This window comes from Ferrovum sp. (assembly GCF_027317285.1).
Lineage (GTDB): Bacteria > Pseudomonadota > Gammaproteobacteria > Burkholderiales > Ferrovaceae > Ferrovum.
This window is the reverse complement of sequence record NZ_DAHVHV010000001.1, coordinates 85405-97830: the sequence shown is the minus strand read 5'-3', so window position 1 is coordinate 97830 and position 12426 is coordinate 85405. Positions and strand designations below refer to the sequence as shown.

The following is a 12426-nucleotide window of genomic DNA, read 5'->3' as shown; positions in this document are numbered from 1 at the left end:
CCTGGAGCAAGTCTCAGCCCACGCTGCCCTCGAGGCTGACTCCGAGCAATTTCTGTGCCTCCACCGCGAACTCCATGGGCAGTTCCTTGAAGACTTCCTTGCAAAACCCATTGACGATCATGGACACGGAATCCTCTGCCGACAGGCCGCGCTGCCGGCAAAAAAACAGTTGATCCTCACTGATCCGCGAAGTGGAGGCCTCGTGCTCCACCGTTGCCGTATTGTTTCTGACTTCGATATAGGGAAAGGTGTGGGCTTGGCAACGATCTCCCAGAAGCAGGGAATCGCACTGCGTATGGTTACGCGCTCCCGTAGCCGAACGGGCCATGCGAACCAATCCGCGGTAGGCCTGTTGTCCAAATCCCGCGGAAATCCCCTTGGACACGATGGTGCTGCGGGTATTCCTGCCGATATGGATCATTTTGGTCCCCGTATCCGCCTGTTGGCGATGATTGGTCAGGGCCACAGAATAGAACTCGCCCACGGAGTCCTCTCCACGCAAAATCACGCTGGGGTATTTCCAGGTAATGGCCGATCCGGTTTCCACCTGTGTCCAGGAGATGTGGGCGCGCGCACCCCGGCAATCGCCGCGCTTGGTGACAAAGTTGTAGATCCCGCCCCGCCCTTCCTTGTCTCCCGGGTACCAGTTCTGTACCGTGGAGTACTTGATTTTGGCATCTTCCAGCGCCACCAGTTCCACCACGGCGGCATGCAACTGGTTTTCATCGCGCATGGGGGCCGTACAGCCCTCCAGGTAACTCACCGAGGCACCCCGATCTGCAATGATCAGGGTACGTTCGAACTGTCCGGTGTTTTTTGCGTTGATGCGGAAGTAGGTGGATAATTCCATGGGACAACGCACGCCCGGCGGGATATAGACGAAGGAACCATCGCTGAACACGGCTGAATTCAAGGCCGCATAAAAGTTGTCCTGTACCGGGACCACCGTGCCCAGATACTGCTTCACCAATTCGGGATGGTGCTGCACCGCTTCGGAAAAAGAACAGAAAATGATGCCGACTTCCGCCAACTTGTCCTTGAAGGTAGTCGCCACGGAAACACTGTCGAACACCGCATCCACAGCCACCCCTGCCAATATGGCCCGCTCGTGCAAGGGAATTCCCAGTTTTTCATAGGTCTTGAGCAATTCAGGGTCTACTTCGTCCAGACTTTTGGGTCCGTCCTTCTGTGACTTGGGTGCAGAGTAGTAGATGATGTCCTGATAGTCGATGGGCGGATAATGAACACTGGCCCAGGTCGGCGGTGTCATTTTGAGCCAGCGACGATAGGCCTCGAGGCGCCACTCCAAAAGAAACTCCGGTTCGTTCTTGCGCGCCGAAATCAAGCGTACCGTGTCCTCGGACAACCCCTTGGGAATCTCGTCCGCTTCGATGTCGGTTTCGAACCCGTGTCGGTACTCCTGTGAAATCAGGTCTTCCAAGGTATTGGGAATGGAGTTCATGATCAGACTCGCTGTAGATTGGCTCTAGAGGCCGGTAGATGAATGGGGTGAACGGCGGGCAGACGCATTTCCGCCAGAGTCACTTGCGCCAGTGCGTCATGCACGGCCTGGTTGATGCGCTGCCAGTTGGTCTTGATGGCGCAGGAAGTGGAACGCCGACAATCGCCCGGATGCTGGGCGGTTCCGCAGTCGGTCAACCCCACCGGCCCTTCCAGGGCGGTCACCACATCCACCATGGAGATCTGGTCGGGGCGACGTGCCAACAGATAACCGCCCTTGGTTCCGCGCTGGGAATCAAGCAGATTGCCATGCACCAGGGTTTTGAGCAATTTGGTGGTGGTGGGCAAGGGCACGCCCACGGCCAGGGAAACCTCCTGAGCCGTGAACAGGCGCGCCTCGTCCTGCGCCATATGGGTCAGAATGAGGATGCCGTAGTCTGTCAGTTTTCCGATGCGAATCATACCGCTGTTCACCCTCCACCGAAGGAATTCCCCCGGGATAGGGTACCATTATAGTACTCTTTATAACCCCGCGCAACCGTGGAACTTTCCCCTTGATTCCCGAGCAATTTTCTCGGTGTTTCCGCCCCGGAGGTCCTCCCTTCCCTGCAACCGTTCTGCTGCACCATCTCGGGCGCACTGATAGAATGGGTCGGCTAAACCTTAGGAATGAGCCCATGGTGCCCCATCTGACAACTGCCCTCACGGGTCCCCTGCTGACCCTGGAAAAACAGATTCTTGACGCAATGCCCCGCATCGAACATTGGTTCAGGCACCAATGGCAGGAACACTCCGCCCCCTTTTACGCCTCCGTGGACCTGCGCAACGCCGGGTATAAACTGGCACCGGTGGACACCAATCTGTTCCCGGCCGGTTTCAACAACCTGAACAAGGCGTTTGATGCCCTGTGCGTCCAGGCCGCCATGAGCGCAGTGGAGAAAATCTGTCCGGATACCCGACAGTTCCTGCTCATTCCGGAAAATCACACGCGCAATTCCCATTACCTGCAAAATATCTCATCCCTGAAGTCCATCCTTCAGCGCGCTGGGTTCACCGTGCGCATCGGCAGTTTATTGCCCGATCTCGCCCAACCCACCGAGGTGCCTCTACCCCAGGGCGGGACCCTGCTGCTGGAACCTGTTCAACGCCGAGGCAACCGCCTGGTTCTGGAGAACTTTGACCCCTGCGCCATCCTGCTCAACAATGATCTGTCCGGCGGTGTTCCCGATCTGCTGAAAAACCTTTCGCAAACCATCGTCCCCCCTCCCTGGGCCGGCTGGAGCACGCGCCGCAAATCCCTTCACTTTACGGCCTATCGCCAGGTCGCTGAAGAATTCTGTCGCCTGATTCAAATCGATCCGTGGTTCATCGACCCTTATTTCGACCATCATTCCGGCGTGGATTTCTCGCAAGGCACCGGCCTGGAGGAAGTCCAGTCCCGGGTTGCCGACCTGCTCCAGAAAATTCGTCAGAAATACCGGGAATATGACATCGAGGAAAACCCTTTTGTGATTCTCAAGGCCGATGCGGGAACCTACGGGATGGGCATCATGACCATCAAGGACCCCAGGGAACTGGATCAACTCAATCGTCGCCAACGCAATAAAATGGCTGTCATCAAGGAAGGACAGGAGGTCCATGAGGTGTTGCTGCAGGAGGGGGTACCCACCTTCGAAACCGTTGAGGACGCCGTGGCAGAGCCTGTGGTCTACATGATCGACCATTTCGTGGTGGGAGGCTTTTATCGGGTTCACACCGGACGAGGGAACGACGAGAATCTCAATGCACCCGGAGCCCATTTCGTTCCCCTGGCCTTCCAGACCCCGGCCATGTCCGCAGACTGTACCCACCAACCGGACGCCCCGCATAATCGTTTCTATACCTATGGAGTAGTCGCCCGTCTGGCCCTGCTGGCTGCAGCGCGCGAACTGGAAATGATGGCGCCCCGCTTCTCCTCCTGACTTCACGCACGGACCTTGCCCCATGGATCTGGCTTTTCTCATCGACCCTCTGGACCAACTCAATCCTGAAAAGGATTCGACCATTGAAATCATGCGTGCCGCCGCCCAACGGGGACATCGCCTTTTTGCCATCGAACCCGCCGGACTGCAACTCGATCAAGGTTGGGTTCAGGGCTGGACCCTTCCCCTCGACGATACGCCTGCACAGGGAATTCCGATCCCGCGACGCAGCGCGGCCTCTTTCCGAAAACTGTGCGATTTTTCAGCGGTGCTGATGCGCAAGGACCCCCCGGTGGATTCCGAATACCTTTTTGCCACGCATCTTCTGGACGTGGCAGAAGGGCAGGGCGCACGGGTTTTCAACCGACCTCGGGCCCTGCGCGATTACAACGAAAAGTTGGCCACGGCCCTGTTTCCCCATCTTTGCCCCCCCACCCTGGTAGCCCGCACCCAGAAGGCTTTTCGCATCTTCCTGGAACGCCACCGGGACATCATCCTGAAACCCCTGGACGGCATGGGCGGACGGGAAATCTTTCGCGTGACCGCGCAGGACCCCAACATTGCAGTCATTCTGGAAACCCTGACTCGCAATGAAACGCGTACCATCATGGCCCAACAGTTTCTTCCCGCCATTCGGGAAGGGGACAAGCGCGTCCTGATGGTGCAAGGGGAACCCTTGCCCTACTGTCTCGCCCGTCTGCCCGCCCAGGGAGAAACCCGGGGTAATCTGGCGGCAGGGGGGCGAGGGGTGGCCCGGCCACTCGATTCCTCGGATCAGCGCATTGCCGAAGAAGTCGGACCATTTCTGCGCAAGGCCGGCGTATTACTGGCAGGGCTCGACATCATCGGCACCCACCTGACCGAAATCAATCTCACCAGCCCCACCTGCTTCCGCGAAATTCGGGATCAAACCGGCTTTGACGGAGCATTGCGGGTCGTCGAGGCTCTGGAAAGCGCCTGCTGACAGATTTGATCCACCAGTCCGTCGAAAGAAATGCCCTGTGCCGCTGCCGCCTGAGGAACCAGGCTCATCGCGGTCAGACCCGGCAGGGTATTGACTTCCAGACACCATAACCGCCCCTCCGCATCGAGACGGAAGTCTGACCGGCTATACCCCTGTAACTTGAGGGTGCAGTGGGCCAGAAGGGACAGACGTTGAACCTCGGCCGTCTGGGCAGACGAGAGTTCGGCGGGGAAAACTTCCCGCGCACCTCCCGGCTGGTACTTGGCCTCGTAGTCAAAAATATTTCCCTTCTGCAGGACGATTTCCCCCACCGTCAATGCCTGACCGCCCAACACCGGGCCGGTCAGTTCCCGTCCCGGAATGAAACGTTCCACCATGACTTCGTCATCATGCTGAAAAGCCAGGGCCAACGCCCGGGGCAACTCTTCCGGCGCGTGCACCACCGACAGGCCCACCGTCGAACCCTGCTTGCTGGGTTTGACCACGACGGGCCATCCCAGCACCCTTTCGACCTCCCCACTTTCCACCGGGGCCATCAACCAGTCCGGGGTAGGAACCCCGGCCGCCCGAAGCAAGCGCTTGCTTACATCCTTGTCCATGGCCAGAGCACTTCCCAACACGCCACTGCCGGTATAAGGAATGCCGGTCATTTCCAGCAACCCCTGGATCCGCCCATCTTCTCCTGCGCCCCCGTGCAGCGCCAGAAACCACAGGTCCGGAAAAAAATCCTCCGGCAGTGTCAACCAGGACGGAATTCCGCGCGACAGTACACGCTCCCCGGAATGACGAATCCCCACCTGTTGGGCAAACAAATCCTTTTCCTGTGCCGGCGTCAGCCAACCCCGGGCCGTGTCCACCACCCGGACCCGCTGACCCCTGCGCCGCAATGCCGCCACCACCTGCACGGCGCTGGCGATGGCAATGTCGCGTTCGGCACTCACGCCCCCGGTCAGCACGGCAATGGCGAGGGAATCGCCTGCTACGGATGACTCAACCACTGTTACGCAACCCGGCCGCCACCCCATTGATGGTCAGGTAAATGGCCCGTTTCACGGCTTCCCCTTCATCTCCCGCACGGAAAGAACGCAGCAGATCTACCTGAAGATGGTTGAGCGGATCCATGTAGGGGCGCCGTTCGCGGATACTCCGGGCCAGCGTCGGATTCGATTCCAGAAGTTCTTTCTGTCCGGTGATTTCACGCAGGGCATGGGTCGTCAATTCAAATTCGGTGCGAATTTCGTGGAAAACGGCCTCGCGCAGTGCTTCGTCACTGACCAGACGGGCATAGCGCTGGGCGATGACCAGGTCGGTCTTGGCCAGCACCATATCCATGTTGGAAAGCAGGGCCTGCAGGAAAGGCCAGGTACGGTGCATGCGACGCAGGTACGCCCACCCCTCGGCATGCACTGCACAAAACCGCGCCACCGCGCTGCCAAATCCATACCAGCCCGGTAGGATCATGCGCGACTGGGCCCAGCTGAACACCCAGGGAATAGCCCGTAAATCCTCGATTTTCTGGGTCTTGCGACGCGCTGCCGGACGGCTCCCGATATTCAGTTCAGCAATTTCGCTGACGGGGGTCGCCTCCCGGAAAAAACTTTCGAACCCTGGTGTCTCATAGACCAAAGCACGATAGCGTTCAAGGGCATAGACCGACAATTCCTCCATCAGCGTATAGAACTGTTCCCGTCCCTGCAGATCGCGGTCCCGATCCAGCAAGGTGGCTTCCAGCGTGGCGGCCACCAGGGTTTCGAGATTGCGTCGCCCAATGCCGGGATCGGAATATTTGCTGGCAATGACTTCCCCTTGTTCCGTCAGACGGATCTGGGCATTCACACTGCCCGCGGGTTGCGCCAGAATCGCATAATAACTTGGGCCGCCGCCGCGTCCCACCGAGCCGCCCCGTCCATGGAACAAACGCAACTCGATCCCGTGCCGGGAAAAAATCTCCACCAGGATCTTTTCTGCCTTGTAGAGTTCCCAGTTGGACGTCAAGAATCCGCCATCCTTGTTGCTGTCGGAGTATCCCAGCATGACCTCCTGGGTACGCTGACGACTGTCCAGCAACTTCTGGTAGACCGGCAGGGAAAACAATTGCTCCATGATCTCGCCGCAACCACGCAAATCGGAAATGGTTTCAAACAGCGGAATGATGTTCATGGCCAGTTGAGGGTTCTCTCCGGGCAGCAACAGACCCGCTTCCTTGAGAATCAGGGCCACCTCGAGCAGATCGCTGACGCTGTCGGTCTTGGAGATGATGTAGTTGGGCAGGGCCTGCGGACCGAGCGAACGATGAATTTCGCGAGTCACGTCAAAAACGTCCAGTTCGCGCTGCACCGCTTCGCTAAACCGGGAAACGTGGGAACGTAACAGACGTGGGCTTTCCAACTCGCGCACCAGGATGTCCCTCCGTTCGGATTCACTCAGCGCAAGATAGTCCACGCCCAGGCCGCCCTGCGTGAGCAATTCTGCCACCGTGCGGGCATGAAACTCGGAGTGCTGACGCAAATCCAGGGGAGCCAGATGAAACCCGAAGGACGAAATGGCGCGAATCAGCAAACTCAAGCGTCCATCGGCCAGCAGGCCAGAACCGTGGCCGATCAGAGAAACTCTCAACAGTTCCAGATCCGCAGAAAATTCTTCAACAGATTCGTAGGGATCTGCCTCATCCACCTCTTCGTTCTGACTGAAACACCCCAGACGCAAGGCTGTCTGGAACAGGCGTGCATGGATATGCGTAAGCGCACGCCGATAGGGTTCTTCGAGACGGCTGTCGGTACGTTCCGGCGAACGCTCGGCCAATGCCATGACCTCCGGCGACACCTGCACCAGACGAAAGGAAAGAGACAACTCGCCGCGCAGGGTCATCAACTGGGTCAGATAAAACTCCATGGCCACGGCGCTGTGACGACACATGGCATGTTGGGTGACTTCTGCGGTCACGAAGGGATTTCCATCGCGATCCCCTCCAATCCAACTGCCCATCCGCAAAAAGGAAGGAAAGTCCCGGGCGATGCTGGCGTATTCCGGATCCTTTTCCAGGGCAGCGGCTACCTGGGACTCGAGACGCGGCACTTCGCGCAGGAAGGTATAGCGGTAATAGGACAGTCCATTCTCGATTTCATCATGGACCCGCAACTTGAAGGTGCGCAATTCGTTGGTTTGCCACAAGGTCAAGACCGCCCGGCGCAGGGCGGCATCGTTGGCTTCCTTTTCTTCAGGAGTCAGCGCGATGCGGGTCCGCTCTTCCAGCCGGTTGGCGATCAGCAGATGGCAATCGAGCACGCTCTTGCGCTGTACTTCCGTGGGGTGTGCAGTCAGAACAGGGGAAATGATGGCACGCTCAAAAAACCTTCTCACCGTACTCGCATCCACCTTGGCCTGCTTCAGTCGTTGCAAAGCCAGCGCAATGCTGCCCTCGCGAGGCGGAGCGCCAGCCTGGGAGTAGACCATGCGGCGCCGGTTATGGTGCAGGTCTTCCGCAATGTTGCATAGATGGGAGAAATAACTGAACGCGCGCACCACCGCAATGGTGTCCTCCGGGCTCAACCCGTCCAGACCATGTTCCAGTTGGACCCGTGCCCGGTCGTCTCCGGTACGGCGATAGCGGATGGCCGTCTGGCGTATCCCCTCAATCAACTGAAAAATGACTTCGCCTTCCTGGTCGCGCAGGGTATCGCCCAGGATCCTGCCCAGGAAGCGAATATCGTCGCGCAAGGGCAAGTCCTTGTCCAAACTGGCGGAAGAAGTCATGTCCGACCTCCGTTCAGGGCATCCTTCATGCTAGAATTCCGTATCTCGGATGCACTCATTGTGTTCTTCATCATGCCTTCTCCAGAAATCATCATCGCCACTCGTGAAAGCCGGTTAGCCCTGTGGCAGGCCGAACATATCCAGCAACAAATGGCAGGATTATATCCCCTTGCGCGCTTCTCGTTGCTGGGAATGACCACCACGGGGGATCAAATCCTCGATCGTACCCTCTCTGCGGTGGGAGGAAAAGGCCTTTTCGTCAAGGAATTGGAGTTGGCCATGCTGGAGGGACGGGCCCACATGGCCGTACATTCCATGAAGGATGTCCCGATGAATCGCCCCCCCGAACTCGTCCTGCGAGTGGCGGGCCCCCGCGAAGATCCGCGCGATGCCTTCGTCTCCAACAATCACGAAAACCTTGCCGCCTTACCGCCCGGTGCCGTCGTGGGGACCGCCAGTTTGCGGCGCGAATGCCAGATCCGGGCCCGCTTCCCCCATCTCGACGTCCGCCCGCTGCGCGGCAATCTGGATACCCGTCTGCGCAAACTCGACCAGGGTCAGTACCAGGCCATCATATTGGCGGCGGCTGGCCTGCGCCGCCTGGGTTTGGCGGACCGCATTCGCTCGCTCATCGACACGGCGGACAGTCTGCCGGCCGTAGGGCAGGGGGCGTTGGGTCTGGAGTTTCGAGCCAACCATCCGACCCTGGGAAAGTGGATTGGCGCCATGGTGGATCCAGCCACCGAAGCCTGTGTTTTTGCCGAACGCACCGTCTCCTGCCGTCTGGCAGGCAGTTGCGATGTCCCTCTGGGCGCCTTTGCCGAGGCAGAAGGCGATATCCTGACCCTGCGCGCCTTCGTGGGTAACCCGGCCGGTACGCGTATCGTCCGGGCCTGCCAAAGCGCCCCGCTCTCCCAGTACAAAACGCTTGGAGAGGCGGTGGCTCAGGACTTGCTCGATCAGGGGGCAGCGGACATTCTGAACGCCTGTCGCGCCTGAAACAATGCCGACCGGGTTGCTGATTACCCGACCCCGCGCCGAAGCCACCCGCTTGGCAGAACGTCTGAATTCGCTCGGAATTCGCTCCTGGGTCTACCCGACCATCGACATCGCCCCCCTGGCACCCACGGCAGAATCCTTGTCCTGGGCCGCCCAGGCAGAATTATGGATTTTTGTCAGCGCCAATGCCGTGCAGGCAGGCTGGACCTTGCTTGCCCCTCTCCACCAAGAAACGCACCGTCTGGCCGCAGTCGGCCTGGCCACTGCCCGACGCCTGCAGGAAGCCAGCGGCACTTCCGTGCTCTACCCGACGCAGGGCGCCGACAGCGAAGCCTTGCTGGCACTCCCTCTGTTCCAGAACGTAGACCACTGGAAAATCGCCATCATACGGGGGCGCGGAGGACGGGAATGGCTGAGGGAGGCCCTGGAGCAGAGGGGGGCCCAGGTAGGGTATATCGAGTGCTACGTTCGTCAGGTCCCCCGTCAATACAATCCCGAAACGTTGGAGGAGGCTTTGCAGGCCGGCGCTTCCATCTCGGTGCAAAGCACCGAATCCCTCCACAACCTGTGGGCCATGGCCTCACCGGCGCAACGGGAGGTTCTGGCAACCCGACCCTTCATCGTCAGTCATCCGCGGATCGCCGCGGCGCTGAGCGCACTCGGGCTACCCCATCCCGTGGTACTCTCTCCCGGGGATGATGCATTGGTTGCCCATTACCAGAAAAAGGGACATTCCCATGGATAACGAACAACGGCCCGTCACGCCGAGGTCCTACTTACCCGGACGCCTGACCCTCTTGATCATCCTCCTGGGACTGGCGGGACTGGTCTTCTATCAACGCAACCAGTTGCTGGACCTGCGCCAGGATCTGAGCAAGCGATTGTCTCAAACGGATCAGTTATCCCAGCAGGTGCAAAGTCTGGCTCAACAAGCCAACGAAACCAGCCGTGAAACCAGTACCCGCCTGGCCGTACTCGAGTCGCGGTTTTCCGACACCCAGAACCAGCAGGTGGAACTGGCAGCGCTCTACCAGGACCTCATGCGTCACCGCGACGACTGGATTCTGGCCGAGGTCGAACAACTGGTCATCATCGCCAACCAGCAACTGGAATTGACGGGTAATGTCCAGTCGGCCCTGGCTGCCCTGGAAGCCGCCGATCTGCGCCTGCAACGCCTGGACAAACCAGCCCTGGCCCATCTCAGGGAAAACCTGAAACTGGACATGGATCATCTGCGTGCGCTTCCTTACGTGGATACCAACGGGATCACCCTGCGTCTGGATTCACTGATCCAACAGGTCGACGGTTTGGCACTGGCCTCGGATACCCGACCCAAACCGCCCCCCCCGCCAAAGAATACCCAAACCGGTTGGCTGGAACGGCTAAGCCAGGACGTGCTGCTGGAATTGAACAATGCCATCCGAATCCGTCGCATGGATACGCCCGAACTTCCCCTGCTCACCCCCGAGCAGACCTATTTTCTGCGTGAAAACCTGAAATTGCGTCTCTTCGCTGCACGCATCGATGTACTGGCCCGCAACGAGGTACGTTTTCGTAGCGAACTCTCCGAGGCTCAGCATTGGCTCCAACGCTACTTCGATACGACGAACCCTACGGTCAAAAATTTTCAGTCCAACCTCCAGCTCCTGACCACGACGCCGGTCAGCGTCCCACTGCCCGATATCAGCGCCACACTGGCCGCCGTACATGCCGCCAGGGGAGGAAACCCATGAGGTTGCTGCTCGGGTTCCTCCTTCTTTTCATGCTCGCCACGATTCTTGCCCTGTCCTTCAACATCACGGCAGGATATGTCCTGATCGTTCAAAATCCATGGCGTATCGAGATTTCCCTGTCCGTATTCGTTCTGGGTCTGGTATTGATCCTACTGGTACTCAATCTGGGGGGGCACATGTTCCTCAAGGTCTGGCAACTCCCCAAACGGATCCGCAACTACCATCTCCGACGCTCGAGAACGCGCGCGCGCAGCGCCCTGTATCAGGGATTGACCGCCTACTTCTCGGGGCACCCGGAGAAGGCCGAAAAAATGGCCAGCATCGCCCTCAGGGGCGAGGAGGCACGGCCCCTGTGCCTGATGCTGGCGGCCCTGGCCGCCCATGAAGCACACCACTTCGAAGCCAGGGACCGCTACCTGGATCTGGCCCGGGAGGAAGAAGACCCGGAAACACTGTCCATGCTTCCGTCGATTCGTTCCAGAATGGGACTCCCGGCAGGAGCCAAGGACCCTTCAGGTTCCTGAGGGCACGAAAGGATCGGAATAAAACTCGTTTTCCGGCAAGGCGCGGCTTTCGGTGAAAGCCTTGAAACCTGCCTCCACCATGCGCGATGCGCCACAGGCATAGACCTGATGGCCGGACAGGTCCAAAAAATCCTCCAGGATGGCCTGATGGACAAAACCGGTCCGTCCGGTCCACCGATCTTCCGGCAAGGGCGCAGACAACACCGGCACGAAGGTAAAATGGGGAAGTTCCGCCTCCCAGGTGCGCACGACCTCCCGCTGATACAAGTCCACGACGCTTTGCACCCCCCAGTACAACACCATGGGACGGGTGATGCCCTTGTGGCGCGCGTATTCGATCATTCCCTTGATCGGCGCGAAACCCGTGGCACCCGCCATGAAAATGATCGGTTTTTCCGAATCCTCCCGCAGGACGAAGGCCCCCAGGGGCCCTTCGAAACGCAAGATGCCACGTTCCTTCAACTCGTTGAACACAAACCCGGAAAAACTTCCCCCCGGATAGTGCCGGATATGCAACTCCAGCAAGGCGGCATCATGAGGGGAGTTGGCCAGGGAAAAACTGCGCCGCTTTCCGTCCTTGAGCAGGAAGTCGATATATTGCCCTGCCATGAATTCGAATTTTTCATTGGCAGGCAACTTGAGTTTGAGCACCACCACATCATGGTTGGGACGTTCAATGGCCTCCACCCGGCAGGGCAACTTCTTGATTTGCATATCTGCAAAACCACTCACTTCACGAGCCTCGATGACCACGTCCCCGATGGGACGCGCACAACAGAAAAGTGCTTTTCCCTGGGCCTTGTCCTCCTCGCTCAACGCACTGGCCTGATAGTCGCCATAGTCCACCCGTCCTTCCAGAACCTTGCCCTTGCAACTGCCACAGGCCCCGCTACGACACCCGTAGGGCAAACCGATGCCTTCGCGCAGGGCCGCCTGCAACAGGGTTTCTTCATCGTGCACCTGAAACTGGCGACCGCTGGGTTGGACTGTGACTTGGAATGACATGGTCGTTCTCGCGTAAATGACGTTAC

Annotated in this window: 11 protein-coding genes; 6 read left to right on the top strand and 5 right to left on the bottom strand. The window is 58.9% G+C overall.

Annotated elements, in window-relative coordinates; genetic code table 11:
• Positions 1-13 precede the first annotated feature (13 nt).
• Positions 14-1462, bottom strand: a complete 1449-nt coding sequence (gene sufB, locus M6F29_RS00450) for a Fe-S cluster assembly protein SufB (RefSeq protein ID WP_298156485.1) — start codon at positions 1460-1462, stop codon at positions 14-16.
• A 2-nt stretch (positions 1463-1464) separates the two neighbouring features.
• Complete coding sequence (locus M6F29_RS00445; protein ID WP_297477670.1) at positions 1465-1923, bottom strand: SUF system Fe-S cluster assembly regulator; 459 nt, start codon at positions 1921-1923, stop codon at positions 1465-1467.
• Between the two features lie 215 nt (positions 1924-2138).
• Between M6F29_RS00445 and gshA the strand changes: the two genes are divergently transcribed.
• Positions 2139-3422 carry a glutamate--cysteine ligase gene (gene gshA, locus M6F29_RS00440; protein WP_298156482.1) on the top strand — a complete coding sequence of 428 codons (1284 nt, stop codon included), beginning with the start codon at positions 2139-2141 and terminating at the stop codon, positions 3420-3422.
• 22 nt (positions 3423-3444) lie between these two features.
• Positions 3445-4386, top strand: coding sequence for a glutathione synthase (gene gshB / locus M6F29_RS00435; RefSeq protein WP_298156479.1), 942 nt, complete (start codon positions 3445-3447; stop codon positions 4384-4386).
• Here gshB and M6F29_RS00430 read toward each other — a convergent pair.
• Together M6F29_RS00430 and ppc are read right to left on the bottom strand one after the other, a co-directional pair.
• Positions 4329-5384, bottom strand: a complete 1056-nt coding sequence (locus tag M6F29_RS00430) for a D-alanine--D-alanine ligase family protein (RefSeq protein ID WP_298156477.1) — start codon at positions 5382-5384, stop codon at positions 4329-4331. The two genes, gshB and M6F29_RS00430, sit on opposite strands and share 58 nt — an antisense overlap.
• On the bottom strand, positions 5377-8139 hold the full coding sequence (gene ppc, locus M6F29_RS00425; RefSeq protein ID WP_298156475.1) for a phosphoenolpyruvate carboxylase: 2763 nt from the start codon (positions 8137-8139) through the stop codon (positions 5377-5379). Before ppc ends, M6F29_RS00430 begins: the two co-directional genes overlap by 8 nt.
• Positions 8140-8166: 27 nt before the next feature.
• Here ppc and hemC point away from each other — a divergent pair, with 27 nt between their 5' ends.
• Genes hemC through M6F29_RS00405 form a run of 4 tightly spaced genes read left to right on the top strand, consistent with a single transcriptional unit; the run spans position 8167 to position 11395 of the window.
• Positions 8167-9138 carry a hydroxymethylbilane synthase gene (hemC, locus tag M6F29_RS00420; RefSeq protein WP_297477658.1) on the top strand — a complete coding sequence of 324 codons (972 nt, stop codon included), beginning with the start codon at positions 8167-8169 and terminating at the stop codon, positions 9136-9138.
• Between the two features lie 4 nt (positions 9139-9142).
• Positions 9143-9883 (top strand): uroporphyrinogen-III synthase, encoded by a 741-nt coding sequence (locus tag M6F29_RS00415; RefSeq protein WP_298156472.1) that lies wholly within the window; start codon positions 9143-9145, stop codon positions 9881-9883.
• The gene (locus M6F29_RS00410) at positions 9876-10871 is read left to right on the top strand and encodes a uroporphyrinogen-III C-methyltransferase (RefSeq protein WP_298156469.1); all 996 of its coding nucleotides are present in this window, start codon (positions 9876-9878) and stop codon (positions 10869-10871) included. The genes M6F29_RS00415 and M6F29_RS00410 overlap by 8 nt, the downstream gene beginning before the upstream one ends.
• Positions 10868-11395: a heme biosynthesis HemY N-terminal domain-containing protein gene (locus tag M6F29_RS00405; RefSeq protein WP_298156467.1), complete on the top strand. Its 528-nt coding sequence runs from the start codon at positions 10868-10870 to the stop codon at positions 11393-11395. Before M6F29_RS00410 ends, M6F29_RS00405 begins: the two co-directional genes overlap by 4 nt.
• Here the strand turns inward: M6F29_RS00405 and M6F29_RS00400 are convergent.
• Positions 11384-12400 (bottom strand): CDP-6-deoxy-delta-3,4-glucoseen reductase, encoded by a 1017-nt coding sequence (locus tag M6F29_RS00400; RefSeq protein ID WP_298156465.1) that lies wholly within the window; start codon positions 12398-12400, stop codon positions 11384-11386. The two genes, M6F29_RS00405 and M6F29_RS00400, sit on opposite strands and share 12 nt — an antisense overlap.
• Between the last annotated feature and the right edge of the window lie 26 nt (positions 12401-12426).

Bases quoted from the DNA above. Each gene is read 5' to 3' on its own strand.
- sufB (WP_298156485.1), bottom strand. From the start codon at position 1,462: ATGAACTCCATTCCCAATACCTTGGAAGACCTGATTTCACAGGAGTAC.
- M6F29_RS00445 (WP_297477670.1), bottom strand. From the start codon at position 1,923: ATGATTCGCATCGGAAAACTGACAGACTACGGCATCCTCATTCTGACC.
- gshA (WP_298156482.1), top strand. From the start codon at position 2,139: ATGGTGCCCCATCTGACAACTGCCCTCACGGGTCCCCTGCTGACCCTG.
- gshB (WP_298156479.1), top strand. From the start codon at position 3,445: ATGGATCTGGCTTTTCTCATCGACCCTCTGGACCAACTCAATCCTGAA.
- ppc (WP_298156475.1), bottom strand. From the start codon at position 8,139: ATGACTTCTTCCGCCAGTTTGGACAAGGACTTGCCCTTGCGCGACGAT.
- hemC (WP_297477658.1), top strand. From the start codon at position 8,167: ATGCTAGAATTCCGTATCTCGGATGCACTCATTGTGTTCTTCATCATG.
- M6F29_RS00415 (WP_298156472.1), top strand. From the start codon at position 9,143: ATGCCGACCGGGTTGCTGATTACCCGACCCCGCGCCGAAGCCACCCGC.
- M6F29_RS00410 (WP_298156469.1), top strand. From the start codon at position 9,876: ATGGATAACGAACAACGGCCCGTCACGCCGAGGTCCTACTTACCCGGA.
- M6F29_RS00405 (WP_298156467.1), top strand. From the start codon at position 10,868: ATGAGGTTGCTGCTCGGGTTCCTCCTTCTTTTCATGCTCGCCACGATT.
- M6F29_RS00400 (WP_298156465.1), bottom strand. From the start codon at position 12,400: ATGTCATTCCAAGTCACAGTCCAACCCAGCGGTCGCCAGTTTCAGGTG.